The organism is Bacillus taeanensis, from assembly GCF_003318295.1.
Lineage (GTDB): Bacteria > Bacillota > Bacilli > Bacillales > UBA6769 > Maribacillus > Maribacillus taeanensis.
In genome coordinates this window covers 15,847-34,642 of sequence record NZ_QOCW01000003.1, presented here as the reverse complement: position 1 = coordinate 34,642, position 18,796 = coordinate 15,847, and the positions used below count along the sequence as shown (strand labels likewise).

The following is an 18,796-nucleotide window of genomic DNA, read 5'->3' as shown; positions in this document are numbered from 1 at the left end:
ATATGTATCCTGGTTATGGTGAAATGTTCAGTTCTTTAGGTTACGAGGCTTTAGATGTCATTTTAGGCTTAGATTCAACTTTATTATCAGAACTGGAAAAAAGAGAACTGGTACGCTTAGTCGAATTATCAGAAAAAAATGTAGAAGTAAAAAGCGGCATTCAAAGTATTTTAGAGAACAACAGTAATAATAAAACAAGAAAAGCGATGCTGCTCGCATTAATGTCACAGGAAAACATGTAAAGAAATTCTCCCCTATCCCTAGATGTCTCTTATTTTGCAGTAAGACATGCCGTATTGTCACGTATAACGAAGAGAATCATCCCTAAGGTCTGACCTTAGGGATGATTCTCTTTTTATTTTTATCATTTAATTTGTGAGGAAAGCTGTTTTTCAATTTGTAATCATTATATAATGGGAGTTATTACTTATTTGATGGAAAATTCAATAAAATAATCATTTATGAATTAAAAATTTTAGGAGGGCATATGAAAAATCAACTATTTAATGAACAAAACTTTCCTTATATATGTACACCCTTAACAGGTAAAAACACAGAGGAAATTATGAGAGAACTAACAAACATTTTACCTAAAAATCCTGATTTAATTGAATGGCGAGTTGACTTCTACAAAGAGATTAATGATTTTAATCAAGTATTAGTAACAGCTGAAAAAATTGCTGCTCAAAGCAGCGGTCTTCCTCTTCTTTTTACAATTCGTTCTCATAAAGAAGGCGGTGAATCAATTCCGTTATCAGAGGAAGAAAGAGTAGAGCTGTTAAGTCAAGTTTGTCAAAGTGAATTTGTAGACATTATTGATATTGAATTATCCAGTGAACCAGAACATATTAAACATGTAAGAGAAGTCTCTGAAAAGTATGGAAAAAAGCTTATATTATCTTATCATAATTTTGAATGTACCCCTGAAAAAGCAGATTTACGAAAACGTTTATCTATGATGGAGTCTTACGGTGCAGATATTGCCAAAGCAGCAGTGATGCCTAAAAACCAAAAAGATGTGTTAACGTTATTGGAAGTAACGAGCAAGGCAAAGGAAGAATTAAATATCCCGCTTATTACGATGTCAATGGGTGACGTAGGTTCCTTAAGCAGAATGTTAGGCTGGTTTTATGGCTCTGCCGTTACATTTGCTGTTGGAGAAAAAAGCTCAGCTCCTGGGCAAATTCCGATTGAAGATCTTCGAAAAGTAATTGAACTGATAAAAAAGCCGATGGGGTATTAATAACCGCTTATCTAAATTTAGTCGATTATAAAATAATTTATGAAAAAAGGGAAAGAGATAGTTGGGACTGTCTTTTTCCCTTCTTTTAGCGCTTTTTTAAGGGTTTTTCTGCTTAATAATCGATAAAAGAAGTTTAAAATTTAATAAAGCACTTGACGATTTCTTCTTTAATAACTATAATCTAGTTAACTGGACTAGCCAATGGTCCATATGACCAATTGTATTTGGAGATCATGTTATGAATGACCAATTATTTTCGCATATGGATAACGAAAGGCTTTACAAAAAGATTGTGCTAAAAATTAAGAAGCTCGTACAAGAAGATGATTTAAAAGCGGGAGATCGTTTACCGGGTGAAAGAGATTTAGCAGTTCGTTTTGAATGCAGCAGGAGTACGATAAGAGAAGCATTTAGGGTACTAGAATCTGAAAGAATTATTGTATCAAGGCCTGGTGAAGGAAGATTTATTAAGAATGTTAATCAACATTTAGGTGTAGAGAAGTATGCTAGCAGCAGAGATTATATCGAAAAGAAAACAATCATTTTCTTTTTAGAAGCACGAGAAGCTCTTGAACCTAAAATAGCAGAGTTAGCTTGTCCAAAAGCAGAAGAGGAAGATATTGAAATATTAGAAAGCATTTTATTAAAAATGGAAGAGAAACTTAAAAATCCATTGGAAAAAGCAGCAGACGATAGCATCTTTCATTTAGCTTTAGCGAAAGCAACGCAAAATTTTGTTTTTGTATCAATGATGAAAACAAATTTAAATATCTTTCATCATATTCGAAAGAAAACATTGCTTTCTAAAAAACGTACGATGCAATCTTTGGGAGAACATCGAGCCATTTTAGAAGCAGTAAAATATAGAAGCGTTTCTGATGCTGTTGACCTCACAGTGAAGCATCTCCAAAACCTTCGTAAAAATGTATTAGAAAACTATTAAAAATAGAAACTTGCACTTTATTATTGGAGGGAAAAAAATGTCTAAAGTAAATTATGGCCCGTTAACAGGAGTTCGTATTCTTGATGTATCAACAATGATTGCAGCACCATTTGGCGCAACATTACTTGCAGATTTAGGAGCCGAAGTAATTAAAGTCGAGATACCCGGAAAAGGCGATACGCTTCGAACAGTAGGTCCTTGGAAAGGAACGGAGCCTTTAAGATGGCCGGGATTGGCGCGTAACAAAAAATCTGTAACCTTAGATATTCGAACAGAAGAAGGACGTGCCCTTTTTAAAAAGCTGATTAGTACAGTCGATATATTAATTGAAAACTTCCGCCCGGGTACATTAGAAAAATGGAATTTAGGTTATGAAGAATTAAAGAAAGCAAATCCGAAATTAATTATGACTCGTGTTTCCGGTTATGGTCAAACAGGTCCTTATCGCGAAAAAGCAGGCTTTGGTACTCCGGGAACAGCATTTAGCGGTCATACCTATCTGCAGGGATACAGCGACCGTCCGCCGGTTAGTCCATCTTATTCGTTATTAGATTACATTACCGGTGTTTATGTTGCTTTCTCAACTGTAAGCGCTCTTTTCTATCGGGAAACAAATGAAGAAGGCGAAGGGCAAATTGTTGAGATGGGCCTTTATGAATCGATTTTCCGGATGATGGAGTTTTTAATCGCCGAATATGATCAAACAGGTAAAGTGAGAGAAAGAAGTCCAGGTTTAGCGGGGCATTCCAGTCCAGCCGGTACTTATGAAACAAAGGATGGCAAATATGTGGTGCTCGTCACAAGTACCGATTCTACATTTAATCGTCTTGCTGAAGCGATGGAGCGAACAGATATGTTAGAAGATCCTCGCTACTATACAAACTCTGAGCGTTTAAAAAATGATAGTGAGGTGCAGGAAATTGTATCCGGCTGGATTCGTACGCATACACAAAAAGAATTAATGGAAAAGCTTGATTCGTTTGGCGTACCGGTTAGTCCTATTTACAGTATTGAAGATATTTTTAATGATCCACAGTATAAAGAGCGACAAAACATTGTCGAAGTGGAGCACCCGCGTTTAGGAAAAATTAAAGTTCCAGGCGTTGTTCCAAAGTTCTCAAGTACACCGGGAGCGATTCGTCATCGCGCACCTGAATTAGGTGAACATAATGAAGAAATTTTTGGAGAAGCACTCGGGTTATCGGCAGAAGAGTTATCAAGCTTAAAAGAGAAAGGGGTAATCTAATGAATACAAACAATAAAATGATACTTCCTTCTAAAGCGATTATTTGTGAAGTAGCACCAAGAGATGGGTTTCAAGCAGAATCAGAATGGATTCCTACCGAAACGAAAATTGATATTATTCGCCAATTAGCAAAAACCGGCGTTCAATCAATGGAAATTACTTCGTTCGTACATCCAAGAGCAATTCCACAGTTGAAAGATGCAGAGGAAGTTGTGACACAGGTACAGGATTTAGAAGAAATTAAATTCCGAGCTCTCGTTCCAAATGTGAGAGGAGCGCAGCGGGCAATTGATGTAGGTATTAAAAAATTAAAGCTGATGCTTTCGGCGACAGATTCTCATAGTCTATCAAATGCTAACTGTCTTGTTAAAGAAGCACAGGAAGGGTTTGCACCAATTATTGAGTTGGGTGAAAAACATGGTGTTAAAGTGGGCGGATCAATTTCAGTAGCTTTTGGATGTCCTTATGAAGGAAATGTACCTGAAGAAAGAATTATAGAAATTGTAGAGCGCTATAAAAAGTTAGGTATTTCCGAGATTTCACTAGCAGATACTTCAGGAATGGCAAATCCAAAACAAGTATATGAGCTTTTGGGATTATTAACAAATGAATTTTCAGATATTACCTTCTCCATGCATTTGCATAACACAAGAGGAATGGCTTTTGCGAATGCCGTTGCAGCTCTGCAGCAGGGAATTGTTCATTTTGACAGCTCGATTGCAGGACTTGGTGGATGTCCTTATGCGCCAGGAGCTACGGGGAATATTGCAACGGAAGATCTTGTACATGGTTTTCATGAAATGGGAGTTGAAACTGGCATTAATGTTGACCAGCTTCTTATCACAGCAAAAGATGTCCAAAGAAAAATTGGTCATGATGGCGGCAGTTTCCTATTGCAATCAGGACCTTGTTCCGAGCTTCATGAAAAACCAAACACTCAAGAAAAGTTGAATACTTAAGATATGATAAAAGCCGCGTGTCTGAGCCGCGGCTTTTTAGGCATCGTTAAGGTTATAAAGAACGAATATTTCTTTGAAAAACCATGTAAATCGCTTGACGGTTCATAAGCATAGGAATATAATTTAATTAACTGGACTACCCAATAGCCCAAATAACCAATAAGCGAAATTTATGAATAAGGGTGGGGAGCATGAGAAAGCCAATAAGAATAGGTTTTAAACAATTAGTTTTAGAAAACAAAAAGAAGCTTTTAGAAGATGATAAGGCATTAGAAAGAATTGAAAAAAGAATTGAAGAAAGACATGAAAAAGAAACTTACTCACTAGCTAATCATTCATGAATACTCCCACCACTTAGCTACGCTTGAAGTGGGGGTTTCTAACGTATCGAACATTTCTGAACGCTTAACGTTAGTGGAGTTGCCACATTGGTGATCTGAATACACCCAACTCCTCTATCCCATCAGTCTTGCCTTTGAGACTTCTTTTAATAAGCCTACTGCAACATTTTCACACGTTGTGCTAGTCATGTATCACGCATTTTCGGCTTCTCTAGGCTTGAACATTTTACACAGCAGAGCGTCTTTTCCTGCTACAACCTTATATGTTCAGTTTTCAATGAGCATGTACAAGGATGTACAACGATTATTATATCATTTATTACGTACTTGCGTTCGTAATAAATGATGGAAATTCACCCCCTCCCTACTGATTGGGCAATCGCCCTTCACATTCCTTGAGGAAGGGGTACTCTTTCCAAAAACGATAGATTATTTCTTTAAACAAGGTTAGACAATCCGGAGCAATCTTAATGGTATGGGAGGTATTGTTAAATGACAGGTAAGAACGTAAAACAAAATCCATGGCAGAGGTTTCACGGTCCAAATCTTGGCTATATGATGGAACAATATGAAAGATATAAATTAGACTCTGATTCTGTTGCCTCGGAACTAAAAGAACTTTTTCAAGTATGGGGTTCCCCTGAAGCAGAAGTCCAAGCAGGTGAAGAAACAACAGCTTCGCAAAGTCTTTTAAGTTATTCAGAAGTGATGGAAAAGGCAGTAAAAGCAGCTAAACTTTTAGAAAATATTCGTGCTTATGGTCACTTAACTGCTGCAGTAAATCCATTAGAATCAAATCAAGTGGAAAATACTTTTCTTAATTTAGGAGAATACGAACTAACAGAATCAGATTTGGAAGCGATACCATCAAAAGTGATGTGGTCAGATTCCCCTGATGATATTCAAACTGGACTACAGGCTGCAGGACGCTTACAGGAGCTTTATACAAATTCGTTAGCATATGAATTTAATCATATTCCTCATAAGGAAGAGCGTAAGTGGTTAAATCAAGCTGTTGAAAGCGGCGCATTTTCTCAGCCTTTATCCAAGGAAAAGAAAGTAAAGCTTTTAAAGCGGTTAACGGAAGTAGAAAGTTTTGAACAGTTTTTACATCGCACTTTTGTTGGTCAAAAGCGCTTCTCTATTGAAGGAGTTGATGCACTTGTACCAATGCTTGATGCAACAATTGCTGAAGGGGTTCAACATGGTGCCCGTCATGTTATGGTTGGAATGGCTCACCGCGGTCGGCTAAGTGTGCTTGCCCATGTGTTAGAAAAGCCATACAGCAAAATTTTCTCAGAGTTTCAGCATAAGCCAAATAAAGAATCTGCTGCTGAAAATTATGGCTGGACGGGAGACGTAAAATATCATCTCGGTGCAGATAAAACATTTGAAGAAGCGGGTGAAGTCCAGGCGCATATTACATTAGCTAACAACCCAAGTCATTTAGAGTTCGTTGATCCAGTCGTGCTTGGCTATACAAGGGCTGCTCAGGAAGATCGCGGTAAAGCTGGGTATCCAAAGCAAGATGTTACAAAATCATTTGGCATTATTATTCATGGTGATGCAGCATTTCCAGGTGAAGGAATTGTAGCGGAAACTCTTAATTTAAGTCAATTAAACGGTTATAAAACAGGCGGCACCCTTCACATTATTGCAAATAACCAAGTAGGTTTTACAACGAACAGCTATGATTCGCGCTCTACCAAATATGCGAGTGATCTTGCAAAAGGATATGAAATTCCGATTGTCCATGTTAATGCTGATGATCCTGAGGCATGTCTTGCAGCAGTAAAGCTGGCATATGAGTATCGTAAGCGTTTTAATAAGGATTTTCTTATTGATTTAGTAGGGTACCGCCGCTTTGGTCATAATGAAATGGATGATCCAGCGGTTACACAGCCGAAAATTTATAGTCAGATTCGTAATCATCCAACTGTCGGCAAATTATACGGTCAGAAGCTTCAGTTAGAAAAGATTATAACAGCTGCAGAAATCGAAAAGCTCCAGCATGATTTAGAGGATAAGCTTAAATTAGAATATGAAACAGCATCAAGAGCTGATCAGGAAAGCGAAGAAATCGAAGTAATGATACCTAAACGTATTGCAAGTGGTATTCCATCGACTCCAACAGGAGTTTCTTTCGAAAAACTCCGCGAGATCAACAGCAATTTATTAAAGTGGCCTGAAGGATTTAATGTTTATCCGAAGCTGAGCCGTATATTGAAACGACGCGAAGGAGCCTTCGAAGAGAATGGAAAAGTGGACTGGGCTCAAGCTGAAGCGCTGGCTTTTGCATCTATTTTAAGTGAAGGCACGCCGATTCGTTTAACAGGACAAGACTCCGAGCGCGGGACATTTGCACAGCGTCATCTCGTTTTGCATGATACAAATACAGATGAAATTTTTTCACCACTGCATGCTCTTCCGCAGGCAAAAGCATCATTTGCGATTCATAATAGTCCGCTTTCTGAAGGTTCTGTTGTTGGATTTGAATATGGCTATAATGTATTTTCTCCTGAAACGCTTGTGCTTTGGGAAGCGCAATATGGAGATTTTGCCAACACTGCCCAAGTTATTTTTGATCAATTTATTTCAGCAGGAAGAGCGAAATGGGGACAAAAGTCCGGTCTTGTGATGCTTCTGCCGCACGGATATGAAGGACAAGGACCGGAACATTCGAGCGGTCGAATCGAGCGCTACCTTCAGCTCGCCGCTGAAAATAACTGGACGGTTGCAAATGTCACAAGTGCAGCGCAATATTTTCATATTTTGCGCCGTCAATCTGCTGTTTTAGGAAAAGAAGAAGTTCGTCCATTAGTATTAATGACACCAAAAAGTTTGCTGCGAAATACGCTTACCTCTTCACCGCATACGGCGCTTAGTGATGATCGATTTGAAGTTGTATTAGAGCAGCAGGGACTTGGAAAAGAGCAGGATAAAGTGGAACGGCTTGTTTTAGCAAGCGGGAAAATGGCAATTGATCTTGCTGCTGAAATTGAGCTAAATAAAGAAAAGGCTGATTGGCTTCATATTATTCGTGTCGAGCAGCTTTATCCATTTCCAAAATACAATATTGAAGCAATTTTACAACGTTATAACAACTTAAAAGAAGTGGTTTGGGTGCAGGAAGAACCGAAAAACATGGGAGCTTGGAACTATATTGAAGCAAAGCTTAGAGATACTGCTCCTAATCATGTAACGGTAAGTTATATTGGACGCCCTGAGCGTTCAAGTCCTGCAGGCGGTAATCCAACTGTTCATAAAAAGGAACAAGAACTCATTCTTCATAAAGCGTTAGTAGATCGATCTAAATTAGATGTTCATCATAAAGAAGAAAAAAGTCTCATTAACAATTAGGGAGGGAATTATGAATGATTGAAGTGAAAGTACCTGAACTAGCCGAATCTATTTCAGAAGGAACAGTTGCTCAATGGCTTGTTAAAGTAGGAGATAAAATTCAAAAAGGTGATTATATTGTTGAGCTTGAAACAGATAAAGTAAATATAGAGGTAAGTGCTGAGAGCGAAGGAATTATTAAGGGAATTTTAAAAGGGGAAGGCGATACAGTTGAAGTTGATGAAGTTATTGCTTTTCTAGCAGAGGGCATTGAAGAAGATCTAAACGAAGTAGCTCCCGTTAAACAAAAAGAAAGTACGGGTAAAGCTTCAAATGTGGAAGAGGAAAAGAACGAAACAGCAGTCTCTAAACAGCAGCGCCCACTGGCATCTCCTGCAGTAAGAAAGCTGGCAAGAGAACTGAACATTAACTTAAATGAAGTAAAAACAACAGACTTGTTAGGGCGTATTAGACAAGAAGATGTTAGAGCGCATGCTGATAGAGGAGCAGTGCAGCAGCAAGAAGAAGTGTTACCGAAAAATGAAAAAACAGAAAATCGAAAAGCTCAGCAGCCGGTAAGTGCTTCAACTGGATCTGAAAAGCCTGTGGAACGAGTGAAAATGTCGCGCCGCCGTCAAACGATTGCGAAACGGCTTGTGGAAGCACAGCACACAGCAGCAATGTTAACAACCTTTAATGAAGTAGATATGACCGCGATTATGGATGTCAGAAAACGCCGTAATGAAGCATTTCTAAAACAGCATGATGTGAAAGTCGGATTTATGTCGTTTTTTACAAAAGCGGTTGTTGGTGCACTGAAGAAGTTTCCGGCGTTAAATGCAGAAATTCAAGGCGATGAAATTGTGCTGAAAAAATTCTATGACATTGGCATTGCTGTTGGTACAGAAGGTGGACTAGTTGTACCTGTCGTTCGGGAAGCAGATTGTCTTGGCTTTGCGGGAATTGAAAAAGAGATTGCAAGACTTGCAGATAAAGCGAGAGAAAATAAATTAACGATGGACGAGTTACAGGGCGGAACATTTACAATAACAAACGGCGGTATTTACGGCTCAATGATGTCAACGCCCATCTTAAACAGCCCACAGGTAGGCATTCTCGGGATGCACAGCATTCAATGGCGTCCGGTAGCGATTGATCAAACCACAATCGAAAACCGTCCAATGATGTATATCGCCCTTTCTTATGACCACCGTATTGTTGACGGAAAAGAAGCGGTAAGCTTTTTAGCAAAAGTGAAACAGCTCCTAGAAGACCCGGAATCATTGCTGTTAGAAGGATAGAACAGGGGGGAAACTGTTATTTCTTTCACTGTCCTCTAGTCGGTTATTAAGGTTATAATCCCTACTCTATACGAAAAAACAGGAGTAGGGATTCATTTATTTAAGCTATCCATCTTATTTTAAGAAGGTTGTACCTATTCAACTTATTCATGGCAGCGATAAATTCAATGTTTTTGTTTCTTAAATTCATGATTTGTAGTATAGTATGGAATAGAAAATGTAATCTGAATATTTCGCCCTTTTTAGTTGAAAGAACATTTTTTGTTTTCACATTAAAGCGAATAAGCAAATATTACAACAATTTTTTAGAAAGAGTGTATACCTCATGAATAGTAAAAGAATAACCCCAATTCGCGAAATGAATATTGTATTAATAGGATTTATGGGAGTAGGTAAAACAACGATTGGAAAATTAATCGCAAAGAAGCTTTACCGAGAATTTATTGATATTGATCATGAAATTGAACAAAAGTACGAGATGAGTGTTTCTGATATTTTTAAAACATTAGGTGAACAGGAATTTCGTAAAATTGAAAAAGAGTTTGTACTCGATATTGTGAATAACAAGCGTCTGAAAGTCGTTTCTTTAGGAGGAGGAGCGTTTCTTCAAGAAGAAATTAAAAAAGCATGCTTGTCTAACAGCATTGTATTTTTAATTGATTTATCGTGGGATAACTGGAAGGAAAGACTTGATTTAATTATTGACAGCAGACCAATCCTTCAGAAGAAGAAGTTTAAAGAAATAGAGGAGCTTTTTATAGAAAGAAAAAAAGCTTATTCATTACACAATTCAAGAGTGAGTACAGATAACTTAGATGCGGAAGAAGTTGCCGATTATATTGTTGACGTTCTAAAATTCTCATGGGATATTAACCAGCCGCACCGTGAATAGTCAGTGCTGTCCGTTTTCTTAGCTGAAAATAGGAGAAATGTTCTATAATAATTAACGTTGAAAAGTTCAAAAAATTCATGTAAAATAAAAGAAGGATCTAAAAGTTCAAAAAATGAAAGAGAAGCTTTTAATCTGTTCTATCCTTTAATGGGATTTTTTAATAAGCATTAAATTGGATCGATCTAATTTAAGGAATCTCTTTTATTTTTGGCCGGGAAGTTTTTCTTCAATTTTAGATCGATCTAACTATTATTGAGTATTATTAATTATTATAGTTACCTCCATTTAATTATGAACAAAATAGTAATCGTTTTCATCTTTACTTAAATGAAAGAGTATAAGAAAGGTAAACAACTGTAATTAATATTTTCAGCTCTAAAAAAAGAAGTTCTTGATTATTTTGTGAGCGCTGTCTTTAAAAAATATAATAAGAAAACGCATTTATTTTTAAGAGATTTAAAGGCTCACTGGATAACCTGCTAAAAGGAGGTATCAAGTTTTTATACATTCACTTTTTAAACAATAACGGAGGGATATCGAGTGAAAAAGATATTGAATTTCTCATTATTACTATGCATACTACTTCTTGGAGCATGTTCTGGACAAGCTTCTGATTCAAATAAAGATGGAACGAAAACTATGAAATTAGCAGTTGCCACTTCAAAAGATCGTTCTTTGACACAGGGTTTATATAAGTTTGAGGAAATTGTTGAAAAAGAAACAAACGGATCAATTGATGTTGAAGTGTATCCGGACGGACAGCTTGGCGGAGATCGTGTTGTATTTGAAGGATTAAAAATCGGCTCCATTCAAGGAACGACGATGTCAACAGGCCCTATTGCCTCATTTGAAAGCCGCTTCACTGTTTTTGATTTGCCCTATTTATTTAAAGACGAAACAGAGGCTTATGAAGTGTTAGACGGATCAATTGGTGAAGAACTGCTGAATGATTTGCCGGAGCAAGGTGTAATTGGTTTAAATTATTGGGAAAACGGGTTTAGACAGCTGACGAATAATGTAAGAGAAGTCAAAACAGTTGGGGATATTAAAGGATTAAAAATTAGAACATTAGAAAATGAGCTGCATGTGGACATGTGGAAAGAGCTCGGTGCTAATCCAACGCCAATTCCATACCCGGAATTGTTTACAGCATTAGAGCAGCGTATCGTCGATGGACAGGAAAATCCAGCTGGAAATATTACGACAGGGAATTTTTATGAAGTACAAAAATACTTAACGAAAACGAATCACATCTATAATGCAAGTGTATTTATGATCAGCGAAAAGTTTTGGAATACTCTTTCCGATGAAGAAAAAGAAATTGTAACGAAAGCGGCAGAAGAAGCGAAAGAATACCAGCGTGAATTAAATCAGCAGGAAAGCGAAGATGCGTATGCTTTCTTAGCAGCAGAAGGAATGGTTGTGACAGAATTAGGTGAGGAAGAGCTGCAGAAAATGTTTGAAGCCGTACAACCGGTTTATGAGAAATATTCATCAGAAATAGGCGAAGAATTTGTTAGCAAGCTGTTGGAAGCGGTTAAATAATGAAAGAATTAATTTGTTTTTTCAGCATTAGGTTTAATTACTGAAATGGGGTGTTAGAAATGAATAAAGTATTTTCAGTATTTGATAAGGCATTAAATATTACGATGGCTTTATGTTTAACGATTATGTCTATTCTTGTTTTTTTAAATGTAATTTTGCGCTATGCTTTTAATTTGGGTATTGCAGGTTCAACAGAGATTGCCCGTTTTCTGTTTATTTGGATGGTTTTCTTAGGAGCTATCGGTGCGCTAAAAGATAACAGCCACTTAGGTGTTGACCTCTTTATAAAAAAATTGCCGTCTAATGCAAAACGGGTTGTTTTTGTAATAAGTAATGTGCTCGTTTTATATCTCTTATGGTTAATTCTTAATGGAAGCTGGCATCTCACGTTAAGCAGTATTGGCAGCACAGCGCCTGCAACAGGATTGTCTTTGTCAATTATTTATGCGTCAGGAGTTATTACAGGGATTGGAATGGGAGTTATTGTGTTATTTAATCTTTATCGCGTAATCTTTCAAAAAGGATCGCTAGAGGATTCTGTTAAAGCATCTGAATCAGAGAAAATCGCTTCTTCATTTCATGAGCAAACAAAAACGGCTGGGGAGGGAAGGTAAATGACATTAGCTCTATTTGTCGGTTCACTTATCGGAGTTATGGCGCTTGGGGTGCCGATCGCCCTAGCGCTTTTAGCAAGTAGTGTTGTGCTAATGATTTATCTTGATATTTTTGATAGTCAAATTGTTGCACAGTATCTTATTAATGGAGCAGATAGTTTTGCGTTATTAGCCGTTCCGTTTTTTATTCTTGCGGGCGAATTAATGAATGCGGGAGGAATTTCGACTCGAATTATTAATTTTGCAATGTCAATTGTTGGTCATATTCGCGGAGGAATGGGTTATGTAGCCATTATTGCAAGTGTGCTTTTTGCAGGTTTATCCGGTTCAGCAGTAGCAGATACAGCGGCTCTTGGTGCAATTCTTATTCCAATGATGGTAAAGGCAGGATATGATCGTAATCGCTCGACAGGTCTTATTGCAGCAGGGGGAATTATCGCGCCTGTTATTCCGCCTAGTATTCCGATGATTCTTTTTGGAGTAACAAGTGGTGTTTCGATCACAGCGTTATTTACCGCTGGAATTGTTCCAGGTCTTCTGATTGCAATTGGCCTTATTATTACATGGTCAATTGTCGTTCGAAAAGATAAAGCAGAAGTTTTACCGCGTAAATCGGGGAAAGAAATGCTAATCGCTACTCGTCAAGCATTATGGGCTCTTTTTCTTCCTGTTATTATTATCGGCGGACTGCGCGGCGGAATTTTTACACCTACAGAAGCAGGTATTGTGGCAGCATTTTATGCGTTGTTTGTTGGTGTAGTGGTTTATCGGGAATTAAAAATACAAGAATTGTACAAAGTGTTAGTAGCTTCTGCAAAAACAACAAGTATTGTGATGTTTTTAGTAGCAGCAGCGATGGTTTCAGCGTGGTTAATTTCGGTTGCGAATATTCCGGCGGTTGTTACTGATGTTCTTCAGCCATTTATTGATAACCGCTTAATGCTTTTATTAATGATCAATTTATTAGTGCTGTTAGTTGGAATGATGATGGATTTAACTCCTGCAATTTTAATTCTTACACCTGTGTTAATGCCAATTATTGCTCAAGCAGGAATTGATCCGGTATATTTTGGAGTATTATTTGTTCTTAATCTTTCTATCGGACTATTAACTCCTCCTGTAGGAACAGTATTAAACGTTGCGAGCGGTGTAGGGAAAATTGATATCCAATCTATTATGAAGGGGATTTGGCCGTTTTTATTAGTAGAAGTAGTAGTGCTTATTTTTCTCATTTTATTCCCATCTCTTGTAACTATTCCGGTAGGATGGTTTGAGTAATTTCTAAATTTGCTTACATTTTTTTAAAAAGATTAATAAACTGAGTGGTAGTTTTAAAATAATTAAAGGGTGCTTTAAGCAGGTGATGCAGCGATGAAAACGAAAAAAAAATACTCACGTGTTACTTTACAGGAAGTAGCCGAACATGCAGGGGTTTCTCGGGCAACTGCTTCACTTGCTGTACGCAACAGCCAAAATATTTCTAAAGCTACGCGCAATAAAGTGTTAAAATCTATGACGGAATTAGGGTATGTTTACGATCGTATTGCTGCCAATTTAAGATCACAGCGTTCTTCAACGATAGGATTAATTATTACAGATATAGCAAATCCGTTTTTTTCTGAACTGCTTATAGGTGTCCATCATGCATTAGAAAAGCATGGATACACTGTGGTTTTAGGTACGACATTTGATTTAGATGCGAAGCAGGACAAACTTCTTTCTACGATGCTTGAACATAGAGTTGGGGGAGTTATTCTCTGCCCTGTTTCGGATAGTTTAAAAGAAACGATTGAGCGCATTAAGCAGTGGGATATTCCAATTGTACATGCGGTTCGAGAACTTCCGGACGTAAGTTGTGATTATGTAGGAATTGATTATAAAATTGGCGCACAGATGGCTGTTGGTCATCTTATTCGAAAAGGACATCGGAGGATTGCCTTTTTAGGCGGTTCCTCTGAATCTTCTGCTTGGCAGGAACGTAAAAAAGGATATTGTACAGCTCTTCAACAAGTAGGATTACAAATTGATGAAGCGCTGGTGATAGAAAACGCTGTGACTCGAGAAGGTGGAAAAAAAGCATTACAGCAGGTTCTAAATGATCCGAATCCACCGACAGCTGCTTTTTGTTTTAACGATCTTGTAGCATTTGGCGTCATGCAGGGCTTAAGAGATCGAGGGCTAGTTCCTAGTGAAGATATGGCAGTCGTTGGCCTTGATGATGTTCAGGAAGCATCTATTTCAAATCCGCCGCTTACTACTGTCTCGTCATTTGCACGGCTTATTGGTACATATGCTGCTGATCTTTTGCATCAACGCATTGTCGATCCACTGCGTGAACGTCAGCGTATGATCTTACAGCCAGAGCTTGTTGTTCGCGATTCTTCTTAAAGTAAGAGCAGTATATAGAACATAGGATTTGTTTATTAAATTTAATTTTTAAAAAATCAATAAATAGTATTGCAAGTGTTAAAAATTTATTATACCATGATGATAACGCTTCCAACAAAAGGTTAATAAGAGTGATTAACTTAACACGTTGGTAAAAATTAATAATTTAGTTAGAAAGAAAGGTGTGAGAGAGTTTTAAAGATATTTTTTTATCGTGTTATTAGATCGATCTACTAATCTTATAATTGAATAACAAGTTTCTTCTAAAAAACAGTCTTTAATAAAAGTATTTATAGAAACAAAAAAGCGTTTTTAGAGTTTTTTACAATAATCAGGATATTTTTTACTTACTATTTAGATCGATCTAAATAAATGGCCAGTTATTTAGAAAGGATTAAACAAAATAGTCAGCTTTTTTCTTTAAAAATTATAAGAGCAGGTGATGGAAATGACAAACGTAACAAACATAAGTTTCAAAAAAGCACATCCTTATATTAATGGGGAATGGATTACTTCAAATCGTGATACGGCACCTATTAAAAGCCCATATTCAGGAGAAATCATTGGTGAACAAGTAATTGTAACGGCAGAAGATGTTGAGAAAGCTTTAGCATCAGCATTTGCAGCTAAAAAAGAGATTGCTAGAATCCCGTCTCATGAACGTGCAAAAATTTTAAAAAGAGCTGCTTTGCTGCTGGAGCAAGAGAAAGAGCGCTTTGCAAAACTAATTTCACTTGAGTTAGGAAAACCGTTAAAAAATACCCGTGATGAAGTGTCGCGTTCGATTGAAACGCTTGAACAATCAGGGGAAGAAGCAAAAAGGCTTATTGGAGAAACGATTCCAGGCGATGCATCTGAACGAGGAACAAAAGCAATAGCTTCTACGTTCCGCGTTCCGGTTGGTGTGGTCGCGGCGATTACGCCATTTAATGCACCGCTGAACCTTGTCTGTCATAAAGTTGGTCCAGCGTTTGCGGCAGGAAACAGCGTTATTTTAAAGCCAGCTACTCCAACAACTTTAATTGCAACTGAATTCTTAAAGCTCATGTTAGAAGCTGGTTTACCTAAAAATGCCGTGAATATGGTGATCGGTCGAAGAGAAGTTGGCCAACAAATTGTTAAAGATGATCGCGTCAATGTCATTTCCTTTACTGGAGGAACAGTTGCCAGCCAAAATATTTGCGAATTAGCGGGTATGAAAAAAGTGCTCCTTGAATTGGGCGGAAATGCGGCAACAGTTGTTCATGAAGATGCCGATTTAAACCGTGCCGCGGCGCTTTGTGCGAGAACAGGATTCAGCAATTCAGGGCAAAGTTGTATTTCAGTGCAGCGTATTTATGTTCATCAATCAATTGTTCCTCAGTTTACCGAACTCTTAAAGGAACATGTCTCACAACTTAAAATTGGTGACCCGCTCTTGTCCGATACAGATATTGGAAGCTTAGTTGATAAGAAAAATGCAGATCGAATTGTGGAATGGATTCATGAAGCTGTTCAGTTAGGTGCTGAATTAGTACACGGCGGCAAGCAGCGTGGGGCAGCGGTAGAGCCTACTATTTTATTAAATTCATCAAAAAATAGTAAAGTCGTTTGCCAAGAAGTATTTGGACCAATCGTTAATATTATTCCTTATGAAACAATTGAAGAAGCCATTGAAGAAACAAATAACTCGGACTTTGGTCTGCAGGCAGGAATTTTTACAAACCAAATGGACGTGGCTTATCAATTTGCACACGCGCTTGAAATGGGTGGTGTGGTAATTAACGGTACATCGAACTTCCGTCTTGATCATTGGCCGTACGGCGGTGTGAAGAACAGCGGTATTGGTCGTGAAGGCCCGCGTTATGCAATTGAAGATATGACGGAAACAAAAATGATTGTCCTGCAGCTTCCGGATCATGAATAAGAAGTACTGATTATTTAGATGAGGACAATGAACGACACAAGTAAAGGCATGAGTGATACCTAACACTCATGCTCTTATTTAAAAAATGATCGGCAGTTGAAGTGAAAGTGAAACTCATTTACGGCAGTATTATTTATGATTTTCCGGACGATTTCCTACAAACGCTTCATTACTTAAAACAGGATGGTTTTAAGGTGGAACCGATTATTTCGGATATTATTCCGTATCAAGAATATAAACGCGCCTATGAAACGGCTGTGTCCGGAGAATACGGCAAAATTATTTTAGATTTTAAGGAGGAATCCCATTCATGAACGATCTTATTTCCCATCAACTTGTGAAGTATCTTGAAAACCGCGGTGTGGAACATATTTTTGGGCTTTGCGGTCATACAAATATTGCAGTTCTAACAGCGTTAGAATGCAGTTCAATTAAATTTGTGAATGTAAGGCATGAACAAATTTCCGCTCATATGGCGGATGGTTATGCCCGCGCGAAAAAAGAAACGTCTGTGTTATTAAGCCACTTAGGTCCAGGGTTAACGAATGCGGCGACAGGGGTTGCCAATGCCGCCCTCGATTCAATTCCGATGGTGGTCATCGCTGGGGATGTTCCAAGTCATTACTACGGCAAGCACCCACACCAAGAAGTGAATCTTCATGCCGATGCGTCACAGTATGAAATTTACCGCCCGTTTGTCAAGCGTGCGTGGCGCGTGGAACGTCCAGATTTATTCCCAGAAATTATTGAAAAGGCATTCCAGTTAGCTGAAAGCGGCAACCCGGGACCTGTTTTAGTATCGGTGCCGATGGACATTTTCTCAAAAGAAGTCGATGTCTCCTTATTTGAGCGCTTGAAGCATCATACAAAATCGCTTCAAAAGCCATCAATTGATGATGAGACAGCGCGACACATCATTCAAACGTTACTCGATGCAAAAAATCCGCTTTTCTATGTTGGCGGCGGAATTATGTTAGCCGATGCGGCGGAAGAGTTGAGAGCGCTTGTCGATCATTTGGAAATTCCGGTTGCTCATTCGTTAATGGGGAAAGGCGCCGTATCCGATGATCACCCACTAACGCTCGGCATGACCGGATTTTGGGGGACAAAGTTCATTAACGATCAATGTAAAGAAGCTGACTATATTTTCGCGTTAGGGACTCGTTTTGCAGAAGCGGATTCAAGTTCGTGGGAATCGGAGTATACGTTTAACTTCCCGCCAACGAAATTAATCCAAATTGACATTGATCCAAGTGAAATCGGCCGCAACTACCCGGTAGAAATCGGCGCGGTTGCGGATTTAAAACAGGCGCTTACCGTATTAAACCGCGTTGCGAAAGAGATGGTACCAAACGGCTTGAAAAATGAAGCATTAAAGCAGGAAATTGTCCGGTATCGTCAAGAGTTTAAACAAAGCAATCAGCAGTATATCCAAGATAACTGTTACCCAATGCAGCCGCAGCGCATTTTAGAAGAAGTGCGTGAGGTGCTGCCAAGAGATGCGTACATTACAACCGATGTGGGTTGGAATAAAAACGGTGTCGGTCAGCAGTTCCCGATTTATGAAGCGGGTACGATTTTAACACCAGGCGGCTACGCAACAATGGGCTTTGGAGCGCCGGCGGCACTAGGCGTAAAAATTGCGCAGCCGGATCGTGTTGTTGTGTCTTTAGTAGGTGACGGCGGCTTTGGTCAAAACCCGGCCCTGCTTGCGACAGCAGCCGAGGAAAATATCCCAGTCGTGTGGGTGGTCATGAATAACTATGCGTTCGGTACGATTGCCGGTTTGCAGAAAGCCCATTACGGCACAACGCTTGGGACGGTGTTTCAGCGAAATGGAGAAGCGTATTCACCGGACTTCGCAAGCGTCGCGAAAGCATATGGAGTCGAAGGCATTAAAATTGAAGCGGCGGAAGAATTTAAACCGGCTCTCGAAAAAGCCATTGCGTCCAACAAGCCGTTTGTCATTGATGTGGCGATGTTAAACAACCCGGTTCCAACGGCAGGACATTGGAACATCATGGACATTTATTCACCTGATAAGAAAGTTCATCACGTTTCCCTTTAATAAAAAAAGTT

Annotated in this window: 16 protein-coding genes; all 16 read left to right on the top strand. The window is 38.5% G+C overall.

All coding sequences use genetic code 11. The features are described 5' to 3' along the window. Window positions 1–2: 2 nt before the first annotated feature. On the top strand, window positions 3–242 hold the full coding sequence (locus DS031_RS04195; RefSeq protein WP_113804684.1) for a hypothetical protein: 240 nt from the start codon (window positions 3–5) through the stop codon (window positions 240–242). A gap of 245 nt (window positions 243–487) precedes the next feature. After that, on the top strand, window positions 488–1,243 hold the full coding sequence (aroD, locus tag DS031_RS04190) for a type I 3-dehydroquinate dehydratase (protein ID WP_113804683.1): 756 nt from the start codon (window positions 488–490) through the stop codon (window positions 1,241–1,243). Between the two features lie 238 nt (window positions 1,244–1,481). Then, window positions 1,482–2,186, top strand: a complete 705-nt coding sequence (locus tag DS031_RS04185; RefSeq protein WP_113804682.1) for a FadR/GntR family transcriptional regulator — start codon at window positions 1,482–1,484, stop codon at window positions 2,184–2,186. A gap of 37 nt (window positions 2,187–2,223) precedes the next feature. After that, a complete protein-coding gene (locus tag DS031_RS04180) occupies window positions 2,224–3,432 on the top strand; it encodes a CaiB/BaiF CoA transferase family protein (RefSeq protein WP_113804681.1) in 1,209 nt (402 codons plus the stop codon). Further along, window positions 3,432–4,391, top strand: a complete 960-nt coding sequence (locus DS031_RS04175; protein WP_113804680.1) for a hydroxymethylglutaryl-CoA lyase — start codon at window positions 3,432–3,434, stop codon at window positions 4,389–4,391. The genes DS031_RS04180 and DS031_RS04175 overlap by 1 nt, the downstream gene beginning before the upstream one ends. Window positions 4,392–4,582: 191 nt before the next feature. After that, window positions 4,583–4,732 (top strand): FbpB family small basic protein, encoded by a 150-nt coding sequence (locus DS031_RS04170; RefSeq protein ID WP_113804679.1) that lies wholly within the window; start codon window positions 4,583–4,585, stop codon window positions 4,730–4,732. Window positions 4,733–5,224: 492 nt separating this feature from the next. Further along, window positions 5,225–8,092 carry a 2-oxoglutarate dehydrogenase E1 component gene (locus DS031_RS04165; protein WP_113804678.1) on the top strand — a complete coding sequence of 956 codons (2,868 nt, stop codon included), beginning with the start codon at window positions 5,225–5,227 and terminating at the stop codon, window positions 8,090–8,092. Between the two features lie 14 nt (window positions 8,093–8,106). After that, a complete protein-coding gene (gene odhB / locus DS031_RS04160; protein WP_113804677.1) occupies window positions 8,107–9,372 on the top strand; it encodes a 2-oxoglutarate dehydrogenase complex dihydrolipoyllysine-residue succinyltransferase in 1,266 nt (421 codons plus the stop codon). Between the two features lie 325 nt (window positions 9,373–9,697). Next, window positions 9,698–10,264 carry a shikimate kinase gene (locus DS031_RS04155; protein ID WP_113804676.1) on the top strand — a complete coding sequence of 189 codons (567 nt, stop codon included), beginning with the start codon at window positions 9,698–9,700 and terminating at the stop codon, window positions 10,262–10,264. Window positions 10,265–10,804: 540 nt separating this feature from the next. After that, a complete protein-coding gene (locus DS031_RS04150) occupies window positions 10,805–11,809 on the top strand; it encodes a TRAP transporter substrate-binding protein (RefSeq protein WP_113804675.1) in 1,005 nt (334 codons plus the stop codon). Window positions 11,810–11,868: 59 nt separating this feature from the next. Further along, entirely contained in the window at window positions 11,869–12,423 is a 555-nt protein-coding gene (locus DS031_RS04145; protein ID WP_113804674.1) for a TRAP transporter small permease, read from the top strand. Further along, on the top strand, window positions 12,424–13,701 hold the full coding sequence (locus DS031_RS04140; protein WP_113804673.1) for a TRAP transporter large permease: 1,278 nt from the start codon (window positions 12,424–12,426) through the stop codon (window positions 13,699–13,701). It abuts the gene before it with no gap. 93 nt (window positions 13,702–13,794) lie between these two features. Next, entirely contained in the window at window positions 13,795–14,811 is a 1,017-nt protein-coding gene (locus DS031_RS04135; protein WP_113804672.1) for a LacI family DNA-binding transcriptional regulator, read from the top strand. A gap of 448 nt (window positions 14,812–15,259) precedes the next feature. Next, a complete protein-coding gene (locus tag DS031_RS04130; protein WP_113804671.1) occupies window positions 15,260–16,717 on the top strand; it encodes an aldehyde dehydrogenase family protein in 1,458 nt (485 codons plus the stop codon). 101 nt (window positions 16,718–16,818) lie between these two features. Continuing rightward, window positions 16,819–17,031, top strand: coding sequence for a hypothetical protein (locus tag DS031_RS04125; protein ID WP_142675749.1), 213 nt, complete (start codon window positions 16,819–16,821; stop codon window positions 17,029–17,031). Further along, window positions 17,028–18,785 carry a thiamine pyrophosphate-binding protein gene (locus DS031_RS04120; protein WP_113804669.1) on the top strand — a complete coding sequence of 586 codons (1,758 nt, stop codon included), beginning with the start codon at window positions 17,028–17,030 and terminating at the stop codon, window positions 18,783–18,785. Before DS031_RS04125 ends, DS031_RS04120 begins: the two co-directional genes overlap by 4 nt. The last annotated feature ends 11 nt before the right edge of the window (window positions 18,786–18,796 follow it).

Coding starts and splice junctions, on each gene's coding strand:
- DS031_RS04140 (WP_113804673.1), top strand. CDS start 12,424: ATGACATTAGCTCTATTTGTCGGTTCACTTATCGGAGTTATGGCGCTT.
- DS031_RS04185 (WP_113804682.1), top strand. CDS start 1,482: ATGAATGACCAATTATTTTCGCATATGGATAACGAAAGGCTTTACAAA.
- DS031_RS04175 (WP_113804680.1), top strand. CDS start 3,432: ATGAATACAAACAATAAAATGATACTTCCTTCTAAAGCGATTATTTGT.
- DS031_RS04155 (WP_113804676.1), top strand. CDS start 9,698: ATGAATAGTAAAAGAATAACCCCAATTCGCGAAATGAATATTGTATTA.
- DS031_RS04130 (WP_113804671.1), top strand. CDS start 15,260: ATGACAAACGTAACAAACATAAGTTTCAAAAAAGCACATCCTTATATT.
- aroD (WP_113804683.1), top strand. CDS start 488: ATGAAAAATCAACTATTTAATGAACAAAACTTTCCTTATATATGTACA.
- DS031_RS04195 (WP_113804684.1), top strand. CDS start 3: ATGTATCCTGGTTATGGTGAAATGTTCAGTTCTTTAGGTTACGAGGCT.
- odhB (WP_113804677.1), top strand. CDS start 8,107: ATGATTGAAGTGAAAGTACCTGAACTAGCCGAATCTATTTCAGAAGGA.
- DS031_RS04135 (WP_113804672.1), top strand. CDS start 13,795: ATGAAAACGAAAAAAAAATACTCACGTGTTACTTTACAGGAAGTAGCC.
- DS031_RS04165 (WP_113804678.1), top strand. CDS start 5,225: ATGACAGGTAAGAACGTAAAACAAAATCCATGGCAGAGGTTTCACGGT.
- DS031_RS04120 (WP_113804669.1), top strand. CDS start 17,028: ATGAACGATCTTATTTCCCATCAACTTGTGAAGTATCTTGAAAACCGC.
- DS031_RS04180 (WP_113804681.1), top strand. CDS start 2,224: ATGTCTAAAGTAAATTATGGCCCGTTAACAGGAGTTCGTATTCTTGAT.
- DS031_RS04170 (WP_113804679.1), top strand. CDS start 4,583: ATGAGAAAGCCAATAAGAATAGGTTTTAAACAATTAGTTTTAGAAAAC.
- DS031_RS04145 (WP_113804674.1), top strand. CDS start 11,869: ATGAATAAAGTATTTTCAGTATTTGATAAGGCATTAAATATTACGATG.